This is a genomic window from Janthinobacterium sp. FW305-128 (assembly GCF_020858135.1).
GTDB lineage: Bacteria > Pseudomonadota > Gammaproteobacteria > Burkholderiales > Burkholderiaceae_D > Janthinobacterium.
This window is the reverse complement of record NZ_JACYMK010000012.1, coordinates 112,647-136,825: the sequence shown is the minus strand read 5'-3', so window position 1 is coordinate 136,825 and position 24,179 is coordinate 112,647. Positions and strand designations below refer to the sequence as shown.

Here is a 24,179-nt window from a genome sequence, read left to right as displayed (position 1 = left end):
TGAGTCTATGTCGAAGAAATTAACTGCCGCTGCCGCAGCGCCGGCCTCGTTTGAAGAGGCGATGGCGGAACTGGCGCAGCTGGTAACGCAAATGGAAGCGGGCCAGTTGCCGCTGGAAGCATCGGTCGCGGCCTACCAGCGCGGCTCGGAACTGGTCAAGTATTGCGCTACCCAGCTCGACAGTGTCGAAGCGCAGGTGAAAGTACTCGAAGGCGACATGTTGAAACCGTTCGTGGATGCCGGCGAGGCCGCCCAATGATGGCAAATGTGCAACAAGACGGCGTGACCTTCGGCGACTGGATGCAAGCGACCCAGTCCGGCGTGGAAGGCCGGCTCGACCAATTCCTGCCGGCGGCAGACGTCGTGCCGCACAAGCTGCACGCTGCCATGCGCTATGCGCTGCTGGGCGGCGGCAAGCGCGTGCGTCCGCTGCTGGTGATGGCGGCCGGCGAACTGTTTGACGCCGATCAAGACACGCTCGCGCGCGCAGCTTGCGCGCTGGAAATGATTCACGTGTATTCGCTCGTGCATGACGACATGCCGTGCATGGATGACGATGCCTTGCGCCGTGGCAAGCCCACCGTGCACATCGCCTACGATGAAGCGACGGCCCTGCTGGTCGGCGACGCGCTGCAATCGCAGGCCTTCATGCTGCTGGCCGACGGCGCGGCGATTCCACCGGCGCGGCAGATGGCCATGGTCAAGCTGCTGGCGCACGCGTCCGGTTCCGCAGGCATGTGCGGCGGCCAGGCGATCGACCTCGATAGCGTCGGCCTGGCCTTGACCTTGCCGCAGCTGGAACAGATGCATCAACTGAAAACGGGTGCCTTGCTGCGCGCAGCCGTGATCCTCGGCGCGCTGGCGGGCAAGGATTTGACGGCGGACGAGATGACGGCGCTGAACGCCTATGCGCGCGCCGTCGGGCTGGCGTTCCAGGTGGTCGACGACGTGCTCGACGCGACGGCCGATTCGGCCACCCTGGGCAAGACGGCGGGCAAGGATGCTGCCGCCAACAAGCCTACCTACGTATCGATACTGGGGCTGGAACCATCGCGGGCCCTGGCAGAACAATTGCGGTGCGACGCCCATGCGGCGCTGGCGCCATTCGGGGACAAGGCACGCCGTTTGCGCGAGCTGGCGGACCTGGTCGTGCAGCGGAAGGCATAAATGAAACTGTTAGAAACCATCAATGAACCAGCGCAAGTGCGCAAGCTGGCCCGCTCGCAACTGGTGCCGCTGGCGCAGGAATTGCGCAGCTTCCTGCTCGATTCCGTTTCCAAGACGGGCGGCCACTTGTCGTCCAACCTGGGCACGGTCGAGCTGACCGTCGCGCTGCACTACGTCTTCAACACACCGCACGACCGCATCGTCTGGGACGTGGGCCACCAGACCTATTCGCACAAGATCCTGACGGGCCGCCGCGAGCGCATGCACACCTTGCGCCAGAAAGACGGCATTTCCGGCTTCCCGAAGCGCGACGAGAGCGAATACGACACCTTCGGCACGGCCCATTCGTCGACGTCGATCTCGGCCGCGCTGGGCATGGCCCAGGCCGCCAAGATCAAGGGCGACCCGCTGCATGCGATCGCCGTGATCGGCGACGGCTCGATGACGGCCGGCATGGCCTTCGAGGCGATGAACAATGCGGGCGTGCAGGAAGACGTCAACCTGCTGGTGATCCTGAACGACAACGACATGTCGATCTCGCCGCCCGTTGGCGCGCTGAACCGCCACCTGGCGCGATTGATGTCGGGCCAGTTCTATGCGGCGGCGAAAAATGTCGGCAAGTCCGTCCTGCCCGGCCCCGTGCTGGAACTGGCGAAGCGCTTCGAAGAGCACGCCAAAGGCATGGTCGTGCCCGCCACCATGTTCGAGGAATTCGGTTTCAATTACATCGGCCCCATCGACGGCCACGACCTCGATTCGCTGATCCCGACCTTGCAAAACATCAAGCAATTGAAGGGTCCGCAATTCCTGCACGTGGTGACCAAGAAGGGGCAGGGCTACAAGCTGGCCGAGGCGGAACCGATCCTGTACCACGGCACGCCGAAGTTCAATCCCTTGGAAGGCATCAAGCCGGCCACGGCGCCCGGCAAGATGACGTACACGGAAGTGTTCGGCAACTGGCTGTGCGACATGGCAGCGCACGACAAGCGCCTGGTGGGCATCACGCCAGCCATGCGCGAAGGCTCGGGCATGGTCAAGTTCGAACAGCAATTCCCGAACCGCTATTTCGACGTCGGTATCGCCGAGCAGCATTCCGTGACGTTTGGCGCCGGCCTGGCCTGCGAAGGCTTGAAACCCGTCGTGGCCATCTATTCGACCTTTTTGCAGCGCGCCTACGACCAGCTGATCCACGACGTGGCCCTGCAAAACCTGGACGTGACGTTCGCGCTGGACCGCGCCGGCCTGGTGGGCGCCGACGGCGCCACGCACGCGGGCAATTACGACATGGCGTTCCTGCGCTGCATCCCGAACATGGTCGTCATGGCTGCGTCCGATGAAAACGAATGCCGCCAGATGCTGACAACGGGCTACCACTATCCAGGCCCCGCCGCCATCCGCTATCCGCGCGGCGCCGGTGCCGGCGTGGCCATCGTGCCGGAACTGACCAGCATCGAGATCGGCAAGGGCGAGATCAAGCGTCACGGCAAGCGCATCGCCATCCTGGCCTTCGGTTCGATGGTGGCGCCGAGCGTGGCGGCGGGCGACAAGCTCGACGCGACGGTGGCCAACATGCGCTTCGTCAAGCCGCTCGACGTGGCACTGGTGAAGCAGCTTGCTGCCGAGCATGATTACCTGGTGACGGTGGAAGAGGGCTGCATCATGGGCGGCGCCGGTTCGGCCGTGGCCGAAGCGCTGGCGGCGGAAGGCATCGTCAAGCCTATCCTGATGCTGGGCTTGCCCGACACCTTCATCGACCATGGCGACCCCGTGCAACTGCTGAAAAGCGTGGGCCTGGACGCCACCGGCATCGCCGCGTCGATCGAGCAGCGTTTTGGCGGCTCCCAGCCGCGCCTGGCTGTCGTCAGCTAAGTTGGCTTACAGAATGAAAAGCGGCACTGCGGTGCCGCTTTTTTTGCGCCTGCGGGGTTTTTACGCTGCACTGCAACATTTTTCGTCCGGGAATGCTACGATGACGCTTTGATACCCCTTTCAAAGCCGATCTTGCATTTCAGGAAACTCCACCGCCGTTCGCGCATGCTGGCAAGCCGCTGGCTGACGGGCATGCACGCCTATACCGACACCCTGGCGCAGCGCCGTCCCCTGTGGATGGTCAGCCTGGCCATCGACGAAACGAACTTGTCCGAAGGCTTGCGGGCCGCTTGCGCCTCGAGCGCCATGCTGCTCTTGGGCTTGCTGTTCGACCATCCCGATTTTTCCTGGGCCGCCATCGGCGCCTTCTGGACTTGCCTGGCCGACGCGGCCGGCACGCGGCGCATGCGTTTCGTGTCGATGGTGGGTTTCGGCCTGCTGTCGACCGTGGCCGGCGGCCTGACGGCGCTGGCGGCCGGCCATGGCGTGGTGACGGCGGCCATCGCCGTGCTGCTGTTTTCCTGGGCCGGCGCGCTGGCGCGCATCTGGGGCGCGGCCACGGCGCAGGTGGCCATCCTGGCGGCCACGGCCTGCGTCGTGATGGTCACGCATCCATTGGCATCGATGACGCAGACGGCGCCTTTCCTGGGGCTGTACATGCTCGGCTGCCTGTTCGCCACCGTGCTCAGTTTTACGGTCTGGCGCATCCACCCGTTCGGCCCGAGCAGGCGCGCCATCCGCGCCGCGTACTCGCGCCTGGCCGGCATCGCGCGCGACAATGCGCGCTTCCTGGAACAGGGCCCCGCATTGCCGGACGCGGCCGCGCATGGCGCCAGCTACCGTTCGCAGGCGCGCGCCGCGCTGGAAGCGGCGCGGGTGGCGCTGGCCGCCGTGCCGCCCGCGCGCGCGGGCCGCAGCGCCCTGTACGACAATCTGCTGCTGGCACTCAGCGACGCCGAGCGCATCTTCGCCTATCTGATCGCCGTCACGCATACGTGCGAGCGCGAGCAGCACCGGCTGCGCCAGGACCCGCGCGCGCGGCGCAGTCTGGAAGTGATGGCCGTGCTGCTGCGCCGCCTCGGGCAAGCCGTGCAGCGCCAGCCGGAAACGCCGCCCCTGGAATTGCAGCGCCGCCTGGCCGGCTGCGGACGGCGCCTGGAAGCGGCGCTGGGTGCCTTGCTGCCCTTGCGCCTGAACGTGGAATTCATGGAGCTGGGCTTGCCGCGCGCGACGCAGCTGCCGTGGCGCGAGGCGGCCTTCCTGGCGCTGGGGCAGGCGTGGCAAACGGCGAAAGTCAACGCCACGCCGCAGTCGCTGAGCTGGCGCCACGCGGCGCGCGTGTCGCTGGCGACGACGGCCGGCTTCCTGCTGGTCGAGGCGCTGCATATTCCGTTCGGCTACTGGGCCACCATGGCCACCTTATTGATATTGCAGCCGTCGGTATCGACCACCTGGCCGCGCGGCATCGAACGCGTGGCGGGCAGCGTGCTGGGCGCCGTGCTGGCCGTGCTGATCGGCCTCGTCATCTACACGCCGCTGGGCATCTCGCTGGTGGTGTTTCCCCTGATTGTCGCCACCATGGCTTTGCGCCGCGTCAGCTACAGCCTGCACGTGCTGTTCATGACGCCCGCCTTCGTGCTGGTGGCCGACTATGCGGCGCCGGCCAGCGAGATGGTGTATGCGATGAGCCGCCTGGGCAACAACGTGCTCGGCTGCGTGCTGGCCCTGCTGGCCACGTTCTTCCTGTGGCCGGACCGCGAGGCGGACGACCTGGACCAGCGCCTGGCGAAAGCCGTGTCTGCCAACCTGAAATACCTGCTGGCCGTGCTGGCGGCCGGTGGCAAATGGGATAGCGCCATCGCGCGCCTGCGCCGCGAGGCGGGGTTGGCCAGCAATAACGCGGAACAGGTCTTGCAGCGCCTGCGCATCGAGCGCCGCCTCGACCGCAGCAGCGGCGTGGGCCTGGCGGCGCTGCGCACCCTGCCGCTGCTGCGCCGCGTGGCGGGCAGCACGGCGCGCATCAGTCTGAGTCCGCAGGCCGAGCCTGCGCCGCCCGAATTGCAACGCTGGATCGCCGAGGTCAGCGGGGAAATCGATGCGCTGCTGCGCGGTGACGCCGATGCCGGCGCGCCTGGCCCTTGCGTTGCCGAGGGCTTGACGGCCCTGCAAGCCGACGCGGTGGCCCAGGTGCAACTGCTGCGGGGATTATTGCGCGAACACGTGCATGCGCAGCCCGTGAGCCTGCCTGTGCCGGCCTGAATATAGCCGCCGGCCGGCTGCGCCCGCAACCGGCCTCTCCTGCTTGCGGCGCCAATATTGTATAGACGTTTGACGCCTCCCAATCTCTCCAAATTCCACATTCCATGCGCTTTGCCCGTATATTTTCCAAACTGGAAATTTATCGAAATGAAACGTTGACTCTAAAATAAGTGCGGTCTATATTCGTTTTCGTAGCAAGCAAAGATGACATTTCTTACGACTGGTCTGCCGCGATTGCCTGAGGCAATCGCTCACATGGAGAGTAGTAAATGAAAAAGATTGCAGCATTTATTTTCACCCTGGGATTGAGCGCTTCCTATGCCATGGCTTCCGATATCGGCTGCTCTACCTGCGAGGAGGAGCTGCGGGAATGCACGATGCAAAATGGCGACAGATCCCCATTTTGCATCGGCAGTTACAAAGCCTGCCTGAGGGTTTGCGACATCGGCTCCTGATCTCCGTGCATTGCCAGGCGGCGGGCAAGCGCATGCTGCGCCGGCCGCCCTCGATCATCTACGTCTCTGATACCTATGATGCAGAAAAAAATGAAAACCATCGCCATGTATGGCCTGATCCTCGCTGCCGGCCTGGGCAGCGGTTATGGCCTGTCCTTGTTGCCGGGCTTGTTCAAGTCGAATTACACCGAGGGCAATTACGCGGCGTATTTCCCGAATGCCCAGGCGAAAGTGGTCTTGTACGGCACGGACTGGTGCGGCTACTGCGCCAAGACGCGCGCGTACTTCAAGGAAAACAAGATCGAATTCGTCGATCTCGATATCGAGAAATCCCCGGAAGCGAAAAAAGCCCATGCGGAACTTGGCGGCGGCGGCGTGCCTGTTGTGCTGATCGGCAACCGCAAGATTCAGGGTTTTAATGCGGGCGCGCTGGAAGCGGCGCTGAAGAAAATCTGACGTTCCCACTTGTTAACTTGAAAGGCTGACCATGTTCAAAAAGATTGCCGCTTTCCTGTTTGCCGCCGGCGCCGCCCTGTCTTTCAGTGTCCAGGCTGGCGGCCCTGACTGCACCTTTGTCTGCGAGCGCAACTTGCTCGATTGCGTGGAATTCGGCCAGCCGGCCTGCATGGAAAATTATCAGGCTTGTCAGAAGGAATGCCTGCGCCCGCCGCATAACTGACGCGCGGAAGCACTTATGGATGACGCGTAAGGGACGGCGCGCCATGGATGTTGCTCATCGTCTCACAATTCAACAGGAGTGCTTATGTTCAAAAAACTGGGTTTCTTTTTGTTTGCCATGGGCGTCAGCGCATCGTATGCGATCGCCGGCGGCGGCGAGCCGGAATGCTATGCGCAGTGTGACGATGATCTGGTGCAGTGCATGACCGACCATCCGACGGCGCCAGGCGCGTGCACCAAGATTCACCGGATGTGCATGAAAAGCTGCGATCCGATCTTGCCATAGATCATGATTGCCGGCTAACCAGTCAGTACGCTGGGCAGGCCGGCTGCGTCACTTCATCCATCCTGCCGTCCCTCATTTCCACAAAGGAGTACTTATGTTCAAAAAACTGGGTTTCTTTTTGTTTGCCATGGGCGTCAGCGCCTCGTATGCGATGGCCAGCAGTACCGCCGACATTTCGGAATGCCAATCCGAGTGTTATATGGCGCTCGACGCCTGTGTCATGGAGTTCAGTGTGCCTTCATGCGTGCGTGTCAATAAGGCGTGTCTGCAGGCCTGCGGCTAGCAAGCGCCTGTCAGCTTGATGCAACACGGCGATGCCTGTCAAACTGCATCGCCGTTTTTTATTTAGCCCCGCGTGCGGTCATGCCGCCACAGCACGTCGCTGCCGCCGGCAAAGCGGTTGAGCACGCGCGACAGCACGAACAGCAGGTCCGACAATCGGTTCACGTACTGGCGCGGATGTTCGTGCAAGGGCTCCGCATTGGCCAGGGCGACGATGCTGCGCTCGGCGCGGCGGCAGACGGTGCGGCACACATGCGCGAGCGAGGCGGCGCGCGAGCCGGCCGGCAGGATGAATTCGGAGAGGGCCGGCAAGTCCGCATTGTATTTCGCCAGCAGGTCGTCGAGGCGCAGCACGTGCTCTTCCTTGATCAGCTGGTAGCCGGGGATGCAGATTTCTCCGCCCAGGTCGAACAGGTCGTGCTGGATGGCCACCAGCTCCTCGCGCAAGGCGTCGGGCATGGCTTCGCACAGCAGCAAGCCGATGTTGGAATTGAGTTCGTCCACGTCGCCCATGGCGTGGATGCGGGCGCTGTCCTTGCTGGTGCGGCTGCCGTCGCCCAGGCCGGTGCTGCCATTGTCGCCCGTGCGCGTGGCGATTTTCGAAAGTCGGTTGCCCATGATGCTGATCCTGTAAAGAAGAATGGGGGCAGCATACGACACTGTGCGCCGCCCGGCGCCGGATTTGCAGGCAAATCGGACAAAAAATGCGGTGCGCGCCACTTTTGTGCTTACAATCGTTGCACGTCCATGCCTCTTGCCATCCATCTTATGCTCAATGCCGCCCCTGAACCCGGATTGACCGCCGCGCGCCAGCAAGCCGTCGTCGCGGCCCTGCTGGCCGTGCTGCCGGCCCGCTGCGTGCTGTCCGACGCCGAAGACACGCGCCCGTACGAATGCGACGGCCTGGCCGCCTACCGCCAGCTGCCGATGGTGGTGACCCTGCCCGACACGGAGGAACAGGTCATCGCCATCCTCGGCGTCTGCCGCGAGTTGAAGGTGCCGATCGTGCCGCGCGGCGCCGGCACGGGATTGTCGGGCGGCGCCCTGCCCATCGCCGACGGCGTGGTGCTGTCGACGGCGCGCCTGAACCGCATCGTGCGCATCGACGCGTATGCGCGTACGGCCGTGGTGCAGCCGGGCGTGCGCAACCTGGCCATTTCCGAAGCGGCGGCGCCCCACGCGCTGTACTACGCGCCCGACCCGTCGTCGCAGATCGCCTGCAGCATCGGCGGCAACGTGGCGGAAAACTCGGGCGGCGTGCATTGCCTCAAATACGGCCTGACCGTGCACAATGTGCTGCGCGTGCGCGTCGTCACCATCGACGGCGACGTGCTGGAACTGGGCGGCGAATGCCTCGATTCGCCCGGCCTGGACCTGCTGGCCGTCTTCATCGGTTCCGAAGGCATGCTGGGCATCGTCACGGAAGTGACGGTCAAGCTGATCCCGAAGCCGGCCACGGCGCGGGTCATCATGGCCTCGTTCGGCGACGTCGTCACGGGCGGCAATGCCGTGGCCAATGTGATTGCCGCCGGCATCATCCCGGCCGGCCTGGAAATGATGGACCAGACCTCGTCGCGCATGGTCGAACCGTTCGTCAAGGCCGGCTACGACACCGACGCGGCGGCCATTTTGCTGTGCGAAGCGGACGGCACGCACGAGGAAGTGGAAGAGGAAATCGCCCGCATGACGGCCGTGCTGGAAGGGGCGGGCGCCAGCGCCATTGCCGTCTCGCAGTCGGAAGCGGAGCGCATGAAATTCTGGTCCGGCCGCAAGAACGCGTTTCCCGCCGCGGGACGCATCTCGCCCGACTACTACTGCATGGACGGCACCATCCCGCGCAAGCGCCTGGCGGAAGTGCTGACGGGCATCGCCGCCATGGAAACGACGCATGGCTTGCGCTGCGCCAACGTGTTCCACGCGGGCGACGGCAATCTGCACCCGCTGATCCTGTTCGACGCCAACATGCCCGGCGAATTCGAGCGCGCCGAGGCGTTTGGCGCGGACATCCTGGCCCTGTGCGTGGCCGTGGGCGGCACCATCACGGGCGAACATGGCGTGGGCATGGAAAAGATCAATTCCATGTGCGTGCAATTTACGCGCGCCGAACTCGATGCCTTCTTTGCCGTCAAGCGCGCCTTCGACCCCCACACCTTGCTGAACCCGGACAAGGCGATTCCCACCTTGAACCGCTGCGCCGAATTCGGCAAGATGCATGTGACGGCGGGACGCCTGCCGTTCGCCAACCTGCCCCGTTTTTAATTTTCCGGAGACCCCATTGCAAGCGATAGCGGAACAATTCAGGCAGCAGATTCTGGCGTCCAGCGCGGCGGGCAAGCCCTTGCGCCTGCGCGGCGGCGGCACGAAAGACTGGTATGGCCAGCAGCTCGATGGCGAGGTGCTCGACGCGCGCGCGTATGCGGGCATCATTGATTATGAACCGACGGAGCTGGTGATCACGGCCCGCTGCGGCACGCCGCTCGCCGAGATCGAGGCGGCGCTGGCCGCGCGCAACCAGATGCTGGCTTTCGAGTCGCCCCATTTCGGCGCTGGCGCCACGCTGGGCGGCGTCGTCGCCAGCGCCTTGTCCGGGCCGCGCCGGGCCAGCGCGGGCGCCTTGCGTGACTTCGTGCTGGGCGCCGTGCTGATGGATGGCCATGGCGAACGCCTGGCCTTTGGCGGGCAGGTCATGAAAAACGTGGCCGGCTACGATGTCTCGCGCCTGCTGGCGGGGTCCATGGGCACGCTGGGCCTGATCCTGGAAGTGTCGCTGAAGGTGCTGCCCCTGCCGCTGCGCGAAGCGACCTTGCGCGTGGCGTGTGCGGAAATTGCCGCCTTGCGCCTGCTCAATGAATGGGCCGGTCAACCGCTGCCGATATCGGCCAGCTGCTGGCACGATGGCGTCTTGAGCGTACGCATGTCCGGCGCCGAGGCGGCCGTGTCGGCGGCGTTGCATGCGCTGGGCGGCGAGGTGCTGGCGCCCGATGACGCGGCCGCCTTCTGGATGTCCATGCGCGAGCAGACGCACGCCTTCTTTGCGGGCGCGGGCAGCTTGTGGCGGCTGTCGCTGCCGCCGCACGCCAGCGCCGTGATCGTCAAGGGGCGCCAGTTGATCGAGTGGGGCGGGGCGCAGCGCTGGCTCAAGCTCGACGCCGACGCCGATGCGGCCGGGGCGCTAGACATCCGCCGGGCAGTGGCCGCGCTTGGCGGCCACGCCACCCTGTTCCGCGGCGGCGACAAGGCCGTGGGCGTATTCCATCCGCTGGCGCCGGCCGTTGAAAAAATCCACCAGCGCCTGCGGCAGGCTTTCGACCCGGCCGGCATCTTCAACCCGCACAGAATGTATTGAGCGCGCATGCAAACCAATCTCGCCGATTTCATCAAGAACACGCCGGCAGGCGACGAAGCCGAAGCCATCCTGCGCGCCTGCGTGCATTGCGGCTTTTGCACGGCCACCTGTCCCACCTACCAGCTGCTGGGCGACGAACTCGATGGCCCGCGCGGGCGCATCTACCTGATCAAGCAGGTCTTGGAAGGCGCGCCCGTCACGGCCAAGACGCAGACGCACCTGGACCGCTGCCTGACCTGCCGCAACTGCGAGTCGACCTGTCCTTCGGGCGTGCAGTACGGGCGCCTGGTCGACATCGGCCGCAACGTCGTCGAGCAGCGCGTACAGCGCCCCTTGCGCGAACGCGCGCTGCGCTTCGCCCTGAAGGAAGCCTTGCCGCGCCGCTGGCTGTTTACGCCCGTGTACAAGGCGGGGCAGGCGCTGCGCCCGCTGCTCTCGAAAAGCTTGCAGGACAAATTGCGGCCAGGCGCCGCAGCCGGTGCATGGCCGGTGCGCCGGCACGCGCGCACCATGTTGCTGCTCGACGGCTGCGTGCAGCCGGCCATGTCGCCGAACATCAATGCGGCCACGGCGCGCGTGCTCGATGCGCTCGGGGTACAGCTGATCGTTGCGCCGAAGGCGGGCTGCTGCGGCGCGCTGCGCCATCACCTGAATGACCAGGACGCGGCGCTGGACGACATGCGCCGCAATATCGACGCCTGGTGGCCCTATGTCAGCGGCATGGACAGCGCCGAAGCCATCGTCATGACGGCGTCCGGCTGCGGCGCCACGGTGAAGGAATACGGCCATCTGCTGGCGCACGATGCGCAGTATGCGCAGAAGGCGCGGCGCATCGCTGAACTGACGCGCGATCTGTCCGAGATCATGCCGGCCTTTGAAAACGAGCTGGCGGCGCTGCTGAAGGGGCGCATAGTGAAAAAGGTGGCGTACCACCCGCCGTGCACCCTGCAGCACGGCCAGCAGATCCGCGGCAAGGTGGAGCAGGTGCTGCGCGCCGTCGGCGTCGACGTGCGCCTGTGCGCGGACAGCCATTTATGCTGCGGCTCGGCCGGCACGTATTCGATCCTGCAGCCGGAACTGTCGCAGCAGCTGCGCGACAACAAGGTGGCGAACCTGGAAGCGTGCGAGCCGGAGATGATCGTGTCGGCCAATATCGGCTGCCTGAGCCATTTGCAGTCCGGCACGCAGACGCCCGTGCGGCACTGGATCGAGCTGATTGATTCGGCCTTGACGCCTAAATAGGTATTTCGCTGTACTGCGCGATGCGCCATTGCGGGGCGGGGATGAACGTGTTCGCCCACTCCAGCACGGCGTCGGCCGGCATGGGGCGGGCGATGCCGTAGCCTTGCGCCAGGTCGCAGCCGAGCTGGATCAGGCGCGCGCCATGCTCGACGCTTTCCACGCCTTCGGCGATCACCGTCAAGCTGAAGGAACGGGCCAGGCCGATGACGGCGCGCACCAGGTGCAGGTCGTCGCGGTCGTTGAGCATATTGCGCACGAAGCTCTGATCGATCTTGACGATATTGGCCGGCAGGCGTTTCAGGTAGGACATCGACGAATAGCCGGTGCCGAAATCGTCGAGCGCGAACGTGATGCCCAGCGCCTGGCAGGCGCGGATGATGCGGCGCACGTCCTCGATGTCGTGCAGGGCCGACGATTCGAGGATTTCCAGTTCCAGCATGCTGGCGCGCACGCCGGGAAATTCGCCGAGGATGGTTTCCAGGCGCGAGACGAAGTCCGGTTGCTGGAAGTGGCGCGCCGCGATGTTCACGCTGACCACCCAGTGCTTGCCGGTCGCGCTCCAGCGCTGCATCTGCCACAGGGCCTGGCGCAGCACCCATTCGCCGATATCGATGATCAAATCCGTCTGTTCCACCAGCGGCAGGAATTGCGCGGGCGCCAGCACGCCGCGGCGTGGATGCTGCCAGCGCAGCAGCGCTTCCATGCCCACCACCGTGCCGGCGCGCATATTCACCTTGGGCTGGTAGTACAGCCGCAGTTCGCCGTTGATCAGGGCGTGGCGCACTTCCGTGCGCTGGTTGTGGTGGGTGCGTACTTCCTCGTCGAGGTTGGTGTCGAAGAAGTGGTACTGGTTGCGCCCCGTCAATTTCGCCTGGTAGACGGCGTGGTCGGCGTGGCGCAGCAGGCTTTCCGTATTCAGGTCCTTGCCCGCGTAGACGGCGATGCCGGCGCTGGCCGTCATGTGCAGCGCCTGCTGGTCGCACTGGTAGGGACGGCTCAGCTCAGTCATCAGTTGCGTGACGTTCTGTTCGATGCTGGCGATGCTGGCCTGGCCGCACAGCAGCATGACGAATTCATCGCCGCCCAGGCGCGCCGCATAGTGGACCTGGCCCGTAAAGCCGTGCAGGCGGCCCGCTACCTGCTTGAGGATTTCATCGCCCGCCTCGGCGCCGTAGCGGTCGTTGATGGCCTGAAAGTGATCGAGGTCGAACAGGCAGACGGCCAGCAGGCGCTGGCGTTCGCGCGCGAGGAACAGTTCCTGTTCGAAGCGGGCGGCCAGCGCGGCACGGTTGGGCAGGCCCGTCAGCACATCATTATAGTTTTGCCAGGACAGCTTTTGCAGCGCCTGTTGCATGTGCACGGTTTCATTCAGCTGTTCGCCCAGCTGGCGCTGGCTGGTCTTGAGTGAGGTCAACAGTTCTTCGATATCGCCGGCCATGCCGTTGAACGACTGCGACACGGCTTGCGCCTCGGGCGTGGCGCCGGCTGCCAGGCGCACGGCGAAGTTGCCTTCGCGGAAGCGGTCGGTCGCCTGCACGAAGCGCGCCAGCAGCTTGCGGTGCGTGGCCAGGATCAAGCCCAGCAGCAGGAAGACGAGCACGATATTGATGCTGCTGAGGATGGCCTGGTCGCGTACCCGGTGCCACACTTGCGCCAGGGGCAGGCCGGGCGTGTAGTGCAGGTTCAGGGTGCCGTCGCCGCCGTCCGGCAGCGCCACCGTCAGGCGGCTGCGGATGGCATTGATGCCCGCCAGGCGCGCGAACCACGCCGGCACCGTGGCCAGTGTGTCGCCAAGCTTGCTGTCGGCCAGCACCTCGACATGCCCGCCAGCCGTGTCCCAGCGGGCGGAAACGAGGCTGCGGTTCAGCGGCAGGGCGCTGCGCAGTACCTGGCGCACGCTGTCGTGCATCGCGTGACTGTCCGCGTGCATGGCCAGCGGCAGCACGCTATTGGCGAGGAACAGGTCGAGTTGTCGCGCATCGCTCTGGTAGCGCGCATTGGCCAGCGCCGTTTCCGTGCCGAGCAGGGCGTGATAGCGAACAGCGGAAACGGCGAGTATCAGGAAGAAAATAGGAAGAAAGAGGCGGGAATAAATTCCCATCCGCATCCATGAAGATAATATTTTCCCAAAGACTGGCATCGTTTTTTGATCGATATCTGCGAATAATTATGCAAACATTATCACTGAAATTTGCTATTGGAAACACAATATTGATATCAAGCATGAAATAAACACGGATTCATTGATTTGAGCAATTATTGTTTTTAATCAAACCGTCGAATGGCTATTCCTGTAGCAATTGCCGAATGTCGTCCGCCAGGCTGGCCGGTTTGCTGGCCGTCGCGTAGCGGCGAAATACGCTGCCATCCTTGCGCACCAAAAACTTGGTGAAATTCCATTTGATCGACTGCGTGCCCAATATGCCGGGCGCCGCCTGTTTTAATTGCGCAAAGACAGGGTGCGTATGCGGGCCATTCACATCGATCTTGGCAAACAGGGGAAAGGTGACGCCGAAGTTCTTTTCGCAAAAGGCTTTGATTTCCCCATTCGAGCCCGGTTCCTGCTGGCGGAATTGGTTGCAGGGAAAGCCCAGCACGACCAGGCCCTGCTCGTGGAATTCGCGGTACAGCGCTTCGAGCCCCTGGTATTGCGGCGTGAAGCCGCAGGCGCTGGCCGTGTTGACGATCAACAGTACCTTGCCCTTGTAGCGGGCCAGGTCGATCGGCGTGCCGTCCAGCGCCTCGGCCTGGAAATCGTGGATGCTGGTCATGTCAGAGGAGTCCCAGTTTGGTGGCGCCCGTTTGCGGGGCGGGTTCCGGCGCCGTGGCGCCCTTGAGTTTGATCGCCAGGCGCAGGTCGTTGACGGAGTCCGCATTGCGCAGCGCGTCTTCATGGCTGATGGCGCCCGCTTGGTGCAGGTCGAACAGGGCCTGGTCGAACGTCTGCATGCCATGCTCGCGCGATTTTTTCATCAATTCCTTGATCTCGTGCACCTGACCCTTGAAGATCAGGTCGCTCATCAGCGGCGAATTGAGCAGGATTTCCAGCGCCGCCTTGCGCCCGCCGCCTTCCTTGTTGGGGATCAAACGCTGCGAAATCATGCCTTTTAAATTCAGCGACAGATCCATCAGCAGTTGCTGGCGACGCTCTTCCGGGAAGAAATTGATGATGCGGTCCAGCGCCTGGTTGGCGTTGTTCGCGTGCAGGGTGGCCAGGCACAGGTGGCCCGTCTCGGCAAATGCGATGGCGTGGTCCATCGTGTCGCGGTCGCGTATTTCGCCGATCTGGATCACGTCGGGCGCCTGGCGCAAGGTATTTTTCAGGGCCGTGGCCCAGTCGTCCGTATCGACGCCCACCTCGCGCTGGGTGACGATGCAGTTGCCGTGCGGATGGATGAATTCCACGGGGTCTTCGATGGTGATGATGTGGCCATGGCTGTGCGCGTTGCGGTGGCCCACCATGGCGGCCAGGGTGGTCGACTTGCCGCAGCCCGTGGCGCCCACCATGATGACGAGGCCCCGCTTGCTCATCACGATGTCTTGCAGGATGGCGGGTAAACCGAGCCCATCGAGCGTGGGGATGGCGGTATTGATCAGTCGCAAAACCATGCCTGCCTGGCCCATTTGCACGAAGGCGGACACGCGGAAACGCCCGAGGCCGTCCGGGCTGATGGCGAAATTGGCTTCGCGGCTCGATGCGAACTCGGCCGCCTGGCGTTCGTTCATGACGGCGCGCACGTAGCCGGCCGCCTGCTGCGCGGCCAGCGCGGCGCCCGCCAGCGGCGTCAGCTTGCCGTCGAGCTTGATGGCGGGCGGAAAGCCGGCCGTGATGAACAGGTCGGAGCCGCCCCGTGCGCGCATCTGCGCCAGCAGCGCGTGCATGGCGCCATAGTGTTCGTGCGTCGTCTGCATGGCTTATCCGGGGAAGTTTTCGGGCGACTTGGCGGCCGAGCGGGCAGTTTCCGCCGAGATCGTGCCGCGCCGCACGAGGTCGGACAGGCACTGGTCCAGCGTCTGCATGCCCACGTTGCTGCCCGTCTGGATGGCCGAATACATTTGCGCCACTTTCGCTTCGCGGATCAGGTTGCGCACGGCCGGCGTGGCCAGCATGATTTCATGCGCGGCCACGCGCCCAGCGCCGTCTTTGGTTTTGAGCAAGTTCTGCGAAATGACGGCTTGCAAGGACTCGGACAGCATGGCGCGCACCATTTCCTTTTCCTCGGCGGGGAAGACGTCGATGATGCGGTCGATCGATTTTGCCGCCGACGAGGTATGCAGGGTGCCGAACACCAGATGGCCCGTTTCGGCCGCCGTCAGCGCCAGGCGGATGGTTTCCAGATCGCGCAATTCGCCCACCAGAATGACGTCCGGGTCTTCGCGCAGGGCCGAGCGCAGCGCATTGCTGAACGAATGCGTGTGCGAGCCCACCTCGCGCTGGTTGATCAGGCATTTTTTCGGCTCATGCACGAATTCGATCGGGTCTTCGATGGTCAGAATATGGTGATTCAGCCGTTCGTTGACGTGGTTCACCATCGCTGCCAGGGTGGTGGACTTGCCCGAACCCGTCGGGCCCGTCACCAGCACGAGGCCCCGCGGGCGCATGGCCAGTTCGCCGAAGATGCGCGGCGCGTTCAGGTCTTCCAGGGTCAGCACTTTCGACGGAATCGTGCGCAGCACGGCCGAAGCCCCCCGTTCCTGGTTGTAGGCGTTGACGCGGAAGCGGGCCAGGCCGGGAATTTCGAACGAGAAATCGCACTCGAGCGCCTCTTCATACGCCTTGCGCTGGCTGTCGTTCATGATGTCGTAGATCATGCTGTGCACTTCCTTGTGCTCGAGCGGCGCCACGTTGAGGCGGCGCACGTCGCCATTGACCCGTATCATCGGCGGCAGGCCGGAAGACAGGTGCAGGTCGGAAGCCTTGTTGCTGACGGAGAAAGCGAGAAGTTCGGAGATGTCCATTTATAATCCCTGTGCCTGCATTGATGGGCTGGCGCACTGTGCCGCCGCCCCTATACACTAGAAAATGATTATGTCCACAATCGAACAGAACTTGCAAGCCGTGCGCGACAGTATTGCGCAGGCGGCCGTGGAGGCGCAGCGCGTGCCTGCCGACGTGACCCTGCTGGCCGTGTCAAAAACCTTCGGCGCGGACGCCGTGCTGGCGGCCATGCGCGCGGGCCAGATGGCGTTTGGCGAAAACTATCTGCAGGAAGCGCTCGACAAGATCGCCTTTGTGAAGGAGGCCGCGCCGCAGCACGTCCCGGCATGGCATTTCATCGGCCCCATCCAGAGCAACAAGACGCGCCCCATCGCCGAGCACTTCGACTGGGTGCATACGGTGGAACGGGAAAAGATCGCCGCGCGCCTGTCCGAGCAACGGCCGGCCGGCTTGCCTGACCTGAATATCTGTCTGCAAGTTAATATCAGCGGCGAAGCGAGCAAAAGCGGCGTAACGCCGGCTGACTTGCCGGCGCTGGCGCATGCCGTGGCGCTGCTGCCCCGCCTGCGTTTGCGCGGCCTGATGGCGATTCCCGAGCCGGAAACGGATGTCACGCTCCAGCGCCGTGCGTTCGCGCAATTGCGCGCGCTGTACGAACAATTGCAGGCGGACGGGCTGGCGCTCGACACCTTGTCGATGGGCATGTCGGCCGACTTGCGCGCCGCCGTGCTCGAGGGCGCCACTATCGTGCGCGTGGGCAGCGCCATCTTCGGTTCCCGCAACTATTCCTGATGAAGAGAGAACAAGCATGACGACAGAATTGAATATCGCATTTGTAGGCGGCGGCAACATGGCCGCGGCCCTGATCGCCGGCCTGGCGGGCAAGCTGACCCTGGGCGCCAACATCCACGTGATCGACCCGCACGCGCCGGCGCTGGAAAAATTGCAGGCGCAATTCGGCGTCACGACGGCGACGTCCGCCGGTGACGCGTTGCGCGGCGTGGACGTGATCGTGCTGGCCGTCAAGCCGCAAAGCATGCGCGACGTGGCGGCGCAGCTGCTGCCCTTCCTCGACGGGGAAAGCGCGCCATTGGTCCTGTCGATCGCGGCCGGCATCCGCGCGGCCGACCTGTCGCGCTGGCTCGGCGGTTATTCCGCCATCGTGCGCTGCATGCCGAACACGCCGGCCCTGATCGGCATGGGCATCACGGGCATGGTGGCCAGCAGCGGCGTGAGCGACGAACAGAAAAAGACGGCGGACGCCATCCTGCGCGCCGTCGGCCAGACCGTCTGGCTCGACGACGAAGCGAAGATCGATCCTGTGACGGCCGTCTCCGGCAGCGGTCCCGCCTATGTGTTTTACTTTATCGAAGCGATGCAGCAGGCGGCCGCCGAACTGGGCTTGACGCCGGAACAGGGCACGCAGCTGGCCATTGCCACGTTTACGGGCGCAGCGCAGCTGGCGGCCAACTCCAGCGAACCCGTGTCCTTGCTGCGCGAGCGTGTCACGTCGAAGGGCGGCACGACCTATGCGGCCTTGACCAGCATGGAAGAGAGCGGCGTGAAGGCGGCCATCGTCAAGGGCATCAAGGCAGCCGCGCAGCGCGGGCGCGAGATGGGGGACGAGCTGGGTAAATAAGTGGACAGGTAATTACATGACCTTGACGGCGCGGCCGATGTAGAGCACCGGCCCCGTCGGTCTGCCCGTGGGCGAACCCGTCGCCGGCTCCAAGGTGATTTCAAACAATTGCTCGGGCTGCAGCGGCGGCAGCTTGTCTAATGTCAATTTGACGCTTTGCCCCGGCTTGACGAGGCCCAGCGAGACGGGCGCGCCCCAGTCCTTGCCCTTGGTCCAGAATTGCAGGGCTTTCTGCTGCGGCACCGTGGTCGGCCCCAGCGGGATCAGGCTAAGGTCGCGGTTCTTGCCGCCGCGTCCGCCCGCCTGCACGATCCAGCCCGGCGATTTATCCTGCGGCGCCACCAGCACCACCAGGTAGCCGGGCCCGCTGGGCGCTTGCAATTGCGTAGTGACCAGCACGGCCAGCATGGCCGTGGCCAGCAAGCCGCCGCCGGCCAGTATTCTCCAGAAGGCCAGGCTGTTCCACCACGCTTGCCAGCCGCCCGCCTGCCGCACGGTGTTCGGCATGAACAGGCTGGCGCTGATGCGCGGCCACAGTTGCGCCGAGGGCGTTTCGGGCGGCGCCAAAGTCGTCAAGGGCAGCAGACGCCGTTCCCAGTCGGCCACGGCGTCGCGCAAGGCGGCGTCAAGCGGCAAACGCTGCTCCACTGCCGCGCGTTCGGCCAGGTCCAGGGTGCCCAGCACGTATTCGCCGGCCAGCCTTTGCAATTCCTCGTCGCTGTTGATCATCCCATGCACTCCCGCAAGGCGGCCAGGCCCCGCTTGACCCAGGCCTTGACGGTCCCCAGCGGCGCTTGCAGGCGCTGCGCGATCTCGCTATGGGAACAGCCATCGACGTAGGCGTACAGGATGCTGTTGCGCTTGGGTTCGTCCAGGTGGCCCAGGCAGTCGTGCAGCTTGCCCATGTTCGCCTGCAGGGCGTAGGTATCGCCGGCGTCATCGCCGTGGTGTTGGTGCAGCAGGGTTTCCACGGTATCCTCGTCGGCCGATACTTCATGGGCGCGGGCGCGCGCCACGTTCAGCGCCTGGTGCCGCACCACCACATAGATCCAGCCCTTGCCGCTGCCGCGCGTGGCGTCGAAGCTGCCGGCGCGGCGCCAGATGTTCAGGAAGGCATCGTGCAGCACATCTTCGGCCAAGGCCCGCTGGCGCACGATGCGCAGGGCCACGCCCAGCAGATAGCGGCTTTCCTGCTGGTACAGGCCATGCAATGCCTGCTGCTCGCCCCTGGCGCAGGCGCGCAGGGCGGCATCGTAATCGTAAGGGGCGGCGTGGGCTGGCAAGGTCGGCGCAATCGTTGAGTGAACGGTTAGCAAGTTTTCAAGGCCGAGTATAGGTCAGAAACCCGCTTGCCAACCGTCGCTTGAAAGGATTTATGCCGATTTCCAGAAGATGTAGTCGGCCTGGTAGGGCACCCATTGTTTGGCACCGACGGACTCCATACCGCAGGGGCTGCTTGGCGCCACGCCGCCGCTGGTGGCCACGCGCTGGATGTAGCTGACGCCCTGCATGGCGCCGCTGCCCGTGGCCGGATTGGCTTTCACCAGTTGATACGGGATATTGCCCGCGCCGGCCGGTGCCACGGCCACTTGCGTCGCCGTCACTTTCGAGCCGTCCAGGTTGGCCCAGGTGGCGGGCGGTCCCACATACGTGCCCACTTGCATGCCGCTGCGGTCGTTCAGGGCCGCGTCCGGTCCCACGAAGACCCATTCATGCCCCGTCATGTCTTTCTTCGCCCGGCATTCGTAGGCGATCTTGCCCACGCCCACCGTCTGCATGGCGACCTGATGGCCATCGGGCACCTTGACGGCGTTCGGCAATTGTTCCTGCGAGTAGCGTGCGCTCATCGGTGCGCAGGCAGCCACGAGCAGGGCGGCGCACAGGACGGTGAGCGAGGGGGCGGTATGGCGTGGGGCGATGGTGGCATGCATGGCAAGCTCCTGGTAGTTGGCTCAACCGGCTGGTTGATACCATTACTACGCAGCGGCTAGCCATTTGGATGCAGCCAGGCAAAAATATTTTATGGCGGCGTTTCTTTTTTGCTGAAACGCTGCGCCAGCGCCAGCATGACGGGCATGGCGGTGGTGGCGTGCTTGAGCAGCGCGCCGCTGGCCCGCAGCAGCGGCAGGAAGCGGCGCGGGCGCACCAGTACCAGGCCCAGCACGGCGCCGCCCACCATCAGGGGAATTTTAAAACGCGTGGCCAGGGTGTGGCGCAGATTGCCGCCCGTTAAAGGTTCCAGCAATTGGCGTGTCTGCACGCCCAGGGCCAGGCGCTGCAGCGCGCATTCGGCCAGCAGCGCGTCACGTCGCTGCGCCAGGCTGGCGGCCGTGTGCACATGCGACAGTTTGGTGGGATGCGTGGTCATGGCCGCTCCGATCCCCGGCGGGCCAGCAGTTGCAGCTCGTCCAGGTCTTTGTTCAGTTCGGAAAGCGTGAAGGACAGCAGTTTCGGCTTGCTGCGGAAACTGGCGCGCACGCCCAGCAGGGTGGCGACGGCGGCGACGATGAAGACGGCGGCCATGATGGCGATGGCGGCGATGCGGTGCGTATCCCAGAACAGCACGATGACGAGGAATACGATCAAGACGAGGCCGACGAACAGGCACAGCAGCGCCAGCATGGCCAGCGCCAGATAGGACAGGAAGCGCAGCGACTCTTCTTCCATTTCCACGGCCGCCAGGGCCAGACGGGTCTGGACGATGGCGGCGAGGGTCGCTGCGACTTGGGCGACATGGTGCATGATAGCCATATGCTGCCTTTCGCGTCAGGAGACGGCGAATGCCGTCAATACTGTCTAACGGCGTGACGAGGAAAGCAGCAGGCCGAACAGCACGCCCACGACGGCGCCCGCACCGACAGCTTTCCATGGATTGTCCTGCACGTATTCGTCGGTGGCCTTGGCCGCCTTCTTGGTACGTTCGAGCAAGTCTTCTTCCAGCTTGATCAAATCTTTCTTGGCCGTTTCCAGGGTGGCGATGAACTTGTCCTTGACGGCTTTGACATTCTCGCCCGTCTGATCCTTGGCGCCATCGAGCCAGCCTTCCGCTTCGTTGATGACGGTTTTCAGGTCGCCGACCAGTTTGTCGCGGGCCTTGTCGGCGTCGGCGAGGATGCTGTCGCTGCTGGATTTGCCGGTATGTATCGAGTTCATGTATTACCTCATGGAAGTGAAACTGCACAGTGAAATACCAGTGTAGGCAGCTGCGGCCAGGCTTGTGTTGCGCCGCCTCAAGGGCTGCCGCGGCACAAGGATCATTGATTAACGGAAAGCAAAGTCCAGTACCACGCCCGCAAACACCGCTGCTCCTAGCCAGTTATTATGCCGGAATGCCGCAAAACACGGCATACGCTCGCGTGCGCGGATCAGGGTGTAGTGATAAACGGCGCAGCCGGCCGCCACCAGCAAGCCCGCGACGAACCAGTAACGCAAGCCCAGATACCAGCCGCATGCCAGCCACAGCAGCAGGAAAACGGCATAGCAGAACATGACGATGGCCACGTCGTAGCGGCCGAAGGTGATGGCCGAGGTCTTGATGCCGATTTTCAAGTCGTCGTCGCGGTCGACCATCGCATATTCCGTATCGTAGGCCACGGCCCAGAAGACATTCCCCAGCAGCAGCAGCCAGGCGACGACGGGCACGGAATCCGTGATGGCGGCAAAGCCCATGGGAATGCCGAAGCCGAAGGCGATGCCCAGATACGCTTGCGGAATCGCAAAGAAGCGCTTGAAGTAGGGATAGGTGCCGGCGATGATGACGGCCGCCACGGACAGTTGCTTGGTCAGCGCATTCAGGGGCAGGATCAGGCAAAAGGCCAGCACGGTCAGCACGCCGGCCACGGCCAGCGCTTCCTTGCCGCTGATGCGTCCGCTGGTGATGGGACGGTCCGCCGTGCGCTTGACGAATTTGTCGATATCCTGGTCGGCGTAGTCGTTGATGGCGCAGCCTGCCGAGCGCATCAGGAAAGTGCCAAGAGTGAAGATGAGCAGCAGCCGCCAGTCCGGCACGCCTTGCTGCGCCAGCCACAGCGCGCACAGGGTAGGCCACAGCAGCAATACGGTACCGATAGGCTTGTCCAGCCGTATCAGGCGGAAATACAGCGCCAGCTTGTTCATGAAAGACTCGATCTTGTTGAAGAGAAAGGTCGATTATCGCAAATAGTATGTCAATGTACTATTCGTCGTCTTCGCACAAGGGGGTGATGCCAGGCAAGTTGCAGCTCGCGATGGCCGCGCACAGGGCGTCGATGGCCGCCTTGCGCGTAAAACTCTTGCGCCACAGCATCACCACCCGGCGCGATGGCACGGGGGTGGCGAACGGCCGGTACTCGAGCATGCCGTCGGTGGCGTGCATATTGGCGACCGAGGCGCGCGGCAAGACCGTCAGGCCGATGCCGCTGGCCACCATGTGGCGGATGGTTTCCAGAGAGGAACCTTCGAACGTGCGCTGCATGCCGTTGCCGGGCGAGGAAAAGCGCGCCATTTCGGGGCACACTTCCAGCACCTGGTCGCGGAAACAGTGGCCATTGCCCAGCAACAGCATGGTTTCCGATTTCAAATCCTGTGCGGCGATTTTTTCACGCGCCGTCCACGGATGCTGGCGCGGCATGGCCACGACGAACGGTTCGTCATACAGTTCCTGGATGGCCATGCCGTGATCGGGCAGGGGCAGCGCCATGATGGCCACGTCCAGTTCGCCCTGGCGCAGCAATTCGAGCAGGCGAACCGTGAAGTTTTCCTGCAAAATCAAAGGCATCTGCGGTACCTGGTCTATCATGGCCTTGACCAGCGGCGGCAGCAGGTAGGGGCCGATCGTATAGATCACGCCCAGGCGCAGGGGGCCGGCCAGCGGGTCCTTGTTCTGCTTGGCGAGTTCCTTGATGGCGGCCGTCTGTTCCAGCACGCGCTCGGCTTGCGCGATGATCTGCGCGCCCAGGGGCGTGACGGAGATTTCCGCGCCGCCCCGTTCGAACAGGACCACGCCCAATTCGTCTTCGAGTTTCTTGATGGCCACTGACAGGGTGGGCTGGGCAACGAAACAGGCTTCGGCGGCATGGCCGAAGTGCTTCGCTCGCGCGACTGCAACGATATATTTCAGTTCAGTCAGTGTCATAGGTTGATTGAAACACAGGAAGTACTTACTTGCAATGAATGAAAGGTGGCGCAAACGTGAAACTGTGGCGCCGATGGCGTATTGTAGCGGATCGCCCCCTATAATGCGGGAGCGGGCGGCGGAAGGAGGGGGCGATGGAATTGCGGATGCAGGCGCTGGAAGCGGCGATCAATTACTGGCGTGCCCGGCAACCGGCGCGCGGCAATGAATATGCGCTGTCGCCACCCGTCAGCCGCCTGGCCGGCGTGTATGCGCTGATGATTTATTACCGGCAAGATCGCATCGCCGAAGAGGGCCTGGATCCTGCCATTCTGGCCTTGATCGATGCCTGGCGCCGCGATGCCGGCGGCATCCAAGGCGATAGCCACGCCTGAGTGTGACCGTATTTAACCCAACAAGAGATATCCATGCCTGAATTTGAAAACAAACTGTGCGGCCGTGACGAACTGCGCGCCCGCGCCGCGGCCCTGCCGAAACCGGTGGTAGTGACGAACGGCGTGTTCGACATTTTGCACCGCGGCCACGTGACGTATTTGGCGCAGGCGCGTGCGCTGGGCGCTTCGCTGATCGTTGCCGTGAATACTGATGCATCAGTGAAACGCCTGGGCAAGGGCGACGACCGTCCCCTGAACAGCTGCGAAGACCGCATGGCCGTGCTGGCCGCGCTGGAAGCGGTGAGCCTGGTCGTGCCGTTCTCGGAAGACAGCGCCCTGGAAGTGGTGCAGGAGATCGAACCGGAAATCTATGCCAAGGGCGGCGACTACGACATGGCGGCCATCCCCGAAGGACGCGCCGTGCTGGCGTATGGCGGCCAGGCCGTGGCCATCGATTTCGCGCACGACCGCTCGACCACCAAGCTGTTGACGAAAGTGCGGACGCAGCAGGGCTGAGGACCGCCGTCAAT

The 24,179-nt window shown here is 63.9% G+C and carries 29 protein-coding genes; 16 read left to right on the top strand and 13 right to left on the bottom strand.

Annotated features, from left to right (window positions below):
• Window positions 1-7 precede the first annotated feature (7 nt).
• The 9 genes from IGS60_RS23375 (at window position 8) to IGS60_RS23335 (ending at window position 6,997) form a co-directional block, all read left to right on the top strand.
• Window positions 8-259, top strand: a complete 252-nt coding sequence (locus IGS60_RS23375) for an exodeoxyribonuclease VII small subunit (protein ID WP_046683420.1) — start codon at window positions 8-10, stop codon at window positions 257-259.
• Entirely contained in the window at window positions 256-1,167 is a 912-nt protein-coding gene (locus IGS60_RS23370) for a polyprenyl synthetase family protein (RefSeq protein WP_230506353.1), read from the top strand. The genes IGS60_RS23375 and IGS60_RS23370 overlap by 4 nt, the downstream gene beginning before the upstream one ends.
• Complete coding sequence (gene dxs / locus IGS60_RS23365; RefSeq protein ID WP_121668464.1) at window positions 1,168-3,036, top strand: 1-deoxy-D-xylulose-5-phosphate synthase; 1,869 nt, start codon at window positions 1,168-1,170, stop codon at window positions 3,034-3,036.
• A gap of 165 nt (window positions 3,037-3,201) precedes the next feature.
• The gene (locus tag IGS60_RS23360; protein ID WP_230506352.1) at window positions 3,202-5,295 is read left to right on the top strand and encodes an FUSC family protein; all 2,094 of its coding nucleotides are present in this window, start codon (window positions 3,202-3,204) and stop codon (window positions 5,293-5,295) included.
• Window positions 5,296-5,564: 269 nt separating this feature from the next.
• Window positions 5,565-5,750 (top strand): hypothetical protein, encoded by a 186-nt coding sequence (locus tag IGS60_RS23355; protein WP_070222622.1) that lies wholly within the window; start codon window positions 5,565-5,567, stop codon window positions 5,748-5,750.
• Between the two features lie 90 nt (window positions 5,751-5,840).
• The gene (locus IGS60_RS23350; protein ID WP_230506351.1) at window positions 5,841-6,206 is read left to right on the top strand and encodes a glutaredoxin family protein; all 366 of its coding nucleotides are present in this window, start codon (window positions 5,841-5,843) and stop codon (window positions 6,204-6,206) included.
• A gap of 31 nt (window positions 6,207-6,237) precedes the next feature.
• Entirely contained in the window at window positions 6,238-6,429 is a 192-nt protein-coding gene (locus IGS60_RS23345) for a hypothetical protein (RefSeq protein WP_070290063.1), read from the top strand.
• Between the two features lie 84 nt (window positions 6,430-6,513).
• Window positions 6,514-6,714, top strand: coding sequence for a hypothetical protein (locus IGS60_RS23340; RefSeq protein ID WP_070222616.1), 201 nt, complete (start codon window positions 6,514-6,516; stop codon window positions 6,712-6,714).
• 94 nt (window positions 6,715-6,808) lie between these two features.
• Window positions 6,809-6,997: a hypothetical protein gene (locus IGS60_RS23335; RefSeq protein WP_070222614.1), complete on the top strand. Its 189-nt coding sequence runs from the start codon at window positions 6,809-6,811 to the stop codon at window positions 6,995-6,997.
• Window positions 6,998-7,059: 62 nt separating this feature from the next.
• Here IGS60_RS23335 and IGS60_RS23330 read toward each other — a convergent pair whose 3' ends face one another.
• The gene (locus tag IGS60_RS23330; protein ID WP_070290065.1) at window positions 7,060-7,614 is read right to left on the bottom strand and encodes a cob(I)yrinic acid a,c-diamide adenosyltransferase; all 555 of its coding nucleotides are present in this window, start codon (window positions 7,612-7,614) and stop codon (window positions 7,060-7,062) included.
• Window positions 7,615-7,764: 150 nt separating this feature from the next.
• Here IGS60_RS23330 and IGS60_RS23325 point away from each other — a divergent pair, with 150 nt between their 5' ends.
• The 3 genes from IGS60_RS23325 to glcF are packed head-to-tail and all read left to right on the top strand — an operon-like array spanning window position 7,765 to window position 11,584.
• Window positions 7,765-9,255 (top strand): FAD-linked oxidase C-terminal domain-containing protein, encoded by a 1,491-nt coding sequence (locus IGS60_RS23325; RefSeq protein ID WP_230506409.1) that lies wholly within the window; start codon window positions 7,765-7,767, stop codon window positions 9,253-9,255.
• 16 nt (window positions 9,256-9,271) lie between these two features.
• Window positions 9,272-10,342 (top strand): glycolate oxidase subunit GlcE, encoded by a 1,071-nt coding sequence (gene glcE, locus IGS60_RS23320; protein WP_230506350.1) that lies wholly within the window; start codon window positions 9,272-9,274, stop codon window positions 10,340-10,342.
• A gap of 6 nt (window positions 10,343-10,348) precedes the next feature.
• Window positions 10,349-11,584: a glycolate oxidase subunit GlcF gene (glcF, locus tag IGS60_RS23315; protein WP_230506349.1), complete on the top strand. Its 1,236-nt coding sequence runs from the start codon at window positions 10,349-10,351 to the stop codon at window positions 11,582-11,584.
• Here glcF and IGS60_RS23310 read toward each other — a convergent pair.
• The 4 genes from IGS60_RS23310 to IGS60_RS23295 all read right to left on the bottom strand — a co-directional run bounded on the left by IGS60_RS23310 (window position 11,577) and on the right by IGS60_RS23295 (window position 16,543).
• Entirely contained in the window at window positions 11,577-13,685 is a 2,109-nt protein-coding gene (locus IGS60_RS23310; protein WP_230506348.1) for an EAL domain-containing protein, read from the bottom strand. The two genes, glcF and IGS60_RS23310, sit on opposite strands and share 8 nt — an antisense overlap.
• A gap of 184 nt (window positions 13,686-13,869) precedes the next feature.
• Window positions 13,870-14,355, bottom strand: a complete 486-nt coding sequence (locus tag IGS60_RS23305) for a glutathione peroxidase (RefSeq protein WP_070222603.1) — start codon at window positions 14,353-14,355, stop codon at window positions 13,870-13,872.
• A gap of 1 nt (window position 14,356) precedes the next feature.
• Window positions 14,357-15,496 carry a PilT/PilU family type 4a pilus ATPase gene (locus tag IGS60_RS23300; protein WP_306798515.1) on the bottom strand — a complete coding sequence of 380 codons (1,140 nt, stop codon included), beginning with the start codon at window positions 15,494-15,496 and terminating at the stop codon, window positions 14,357-14,359.
• A gap of 3 nt (window positions 15,497-15,499) precedes the next feature.
• Window positions 15,500-16,543: a type IV pilus twitching motility protein PilT gene (locus IGS60_RS23295; RefSeq protein ID WP_070312390.1), complete on the bottom strand. Its 1,044-nt coding sequence runs from the start codon at window positions 16,541-16,543 to the stop codon at window positions 15,500-15,502.
• Window positions 16,544-16,613: 70 nt separating this feature from the next.
• Here IGS60_RS23295 and IGS60_RS23290 point away from each other — a divergent pair, with 70 nt between their 5' ends.
• Complete coding sequence (locus tag IGS60_RS23290; RefSeq protein ID WP_230506347.1) at window positions 16,614-17,315, top strand: YggS family pyridoxal phosphate-dependent enzyme; 702 nt, start codon at window positions 16,614-16,616, stop codon at window positions 17,313-17,315.
• A gap of 16 nt (window positions 17,316-17,331) precedes the next feature.
• Window positions 17,332-18,162, top strand: a complete 831-nt coding sequence (gene proC / locus IGS60_RS23285; RefSeq protein WP_230506346.1) for a pyrroline-5-carboxylate reductase — start codon at window positions 17,332-17,334, stop codon at window positions 18,160-18,162.
• A gap of 12 nt (window positions 18,163-18,174) precedes the next feature.
• Here the strand turns inward: proC and IGS60_RS23280 are convergent, their stop codons facing one another.
• From IGS60_RS23280 to IGS60_RS23245, 8 genes are all read right to left on the bottom strand, one after another.
• On the bottom strand, window positions 18,175-18,891 hold the full coding sequence (locus tag IGS60_RS23280; RefSeq protein ID WP_230506345.1) for an anti-sigma factor: 717 nt from the start codon (window positions 18,889-18,891) through the stop codon (window positions 18,175-18,177).
• Entirely contained in the window at window positions 18,888-19,478 is a 591-nt protein-coding gene (locus IGS60_RS23275) for a sigma-70 family RNA polymerase sigma factor (RefSeq protein WP_230506344.1), read from the bottom strand. Before IGS60_RS23275 ends, IGS60_RS23280 begins: the two co-directional genes overlap by 4 nt.
• A 57-nt stretch (window positions 19,479-19,535) precedes the next feature.
• The gene (locus IGS60_RS23270) at window positions 19,536-20,093 is read right to left on the bottom strand and encodes a DUF3455 domain-containing protein (protein ID WP_230506343.1); all 558 of its coding nucleotides are present in this window, start codon (window positions 20,091-20,093) and stop codon (window positions 19,536-19,538) included.
• Window positions 20,094-20,182: 89 nt separating this feature from the next.
• A complete protein-coding gene (locus tag IGS60_RS23265; RefSeq protein ID WP_230506342.1) occupies window positions 20,183-20,530 on the bottom strand; it encodes a hypothetical protein in 348 nt (115 codons plus the stop codon).
• Window positions 20,527-20,913 (bottom strand): phage holin family protein, encoded by a 387-nt coding sequence (locus IGS60_RS23260; protein ID WP_230506341.1) that lies wholly within the window; start codon window positions 20,911-20,913, stop codon window positions 20,527-20,529. The genes IGS60_RS23265 and IGS60_RS23260 overlap by 4 nt, the downstream gene beginning before the upstream one ends.
• Before the next feature lie 45 nt (window positions 20,914-20,958).
• Window positions 20,959-21,315, bottom strand: a complete 357-nt coding sequence (locus IGS60_RS23255) for a DUF883 family protein (RefSeq protein WP_070222586.1) — start codon at window positions 21,313-21,315, stop codon at window positions 20,959-20,961.
• A 108-nt stretch (window positions 21,316-21,423) separates the two neighbouring features.
• Window positions 21,424-22,278 carry a 4-hydroxybenzoate octaprenyltransferase gene (gene ubiA, locus IGS60_RS23250; RefSeq protein ID WP_070222581.1) on the bottom strand — a complete coding sequence of 285 codons (855 nt, stop codon included), beginning with the start codon at window positions 22,276-22,278 and terminating at the stop codon, window positions 21,424-21,426.
• A gap of 58 nt (window positions 22,279-22,336) precedes the next feature.
• Window positions 22,337-23,275, bottom strand: a complete 939-nt coding sequence (locus tag IGS60_RS23245; protein ID WP_230506340.1) for a hydrogen peroxide-inducible genes activator — start codon at window positions 23,273-23,275, stop codon at window positions 22,337-22,339.
• A 134-nt stretch (window positions 23,276-23,409) separates the two neighbouring features.
• Between IGS60_RS23245 and IGS60_RS23240 the strand changes: the two genes are divergently transcribed.
• Window positions 23,410-23,649, top strand: coding sequence for a DUF3717 domain-containing protein (locus IGS60_RS23240; protein WP_070290090.1), 240 nt, complete (start codon window positions 23,410-23,412; stop codon window positions 23,647-23,649).
• 33 nt (window positions 23,650-23,682) lie between these two features.
• Complete coding sequence (gene rfaE2 / locus IGS60_RS23235; RefSeq protein ID WP_070222576.1) at window positions 23,683-24,165, top strand: D-glycero-beta-D-manno-heptose 1-phosphate adenylyltransferase; 483 nt, start codon at window positions 23,683-23,685, stop codon at window positions 24,163-24,165.
• Window positions 24,166-24,179: the final 14 nt, after the last annotated feature.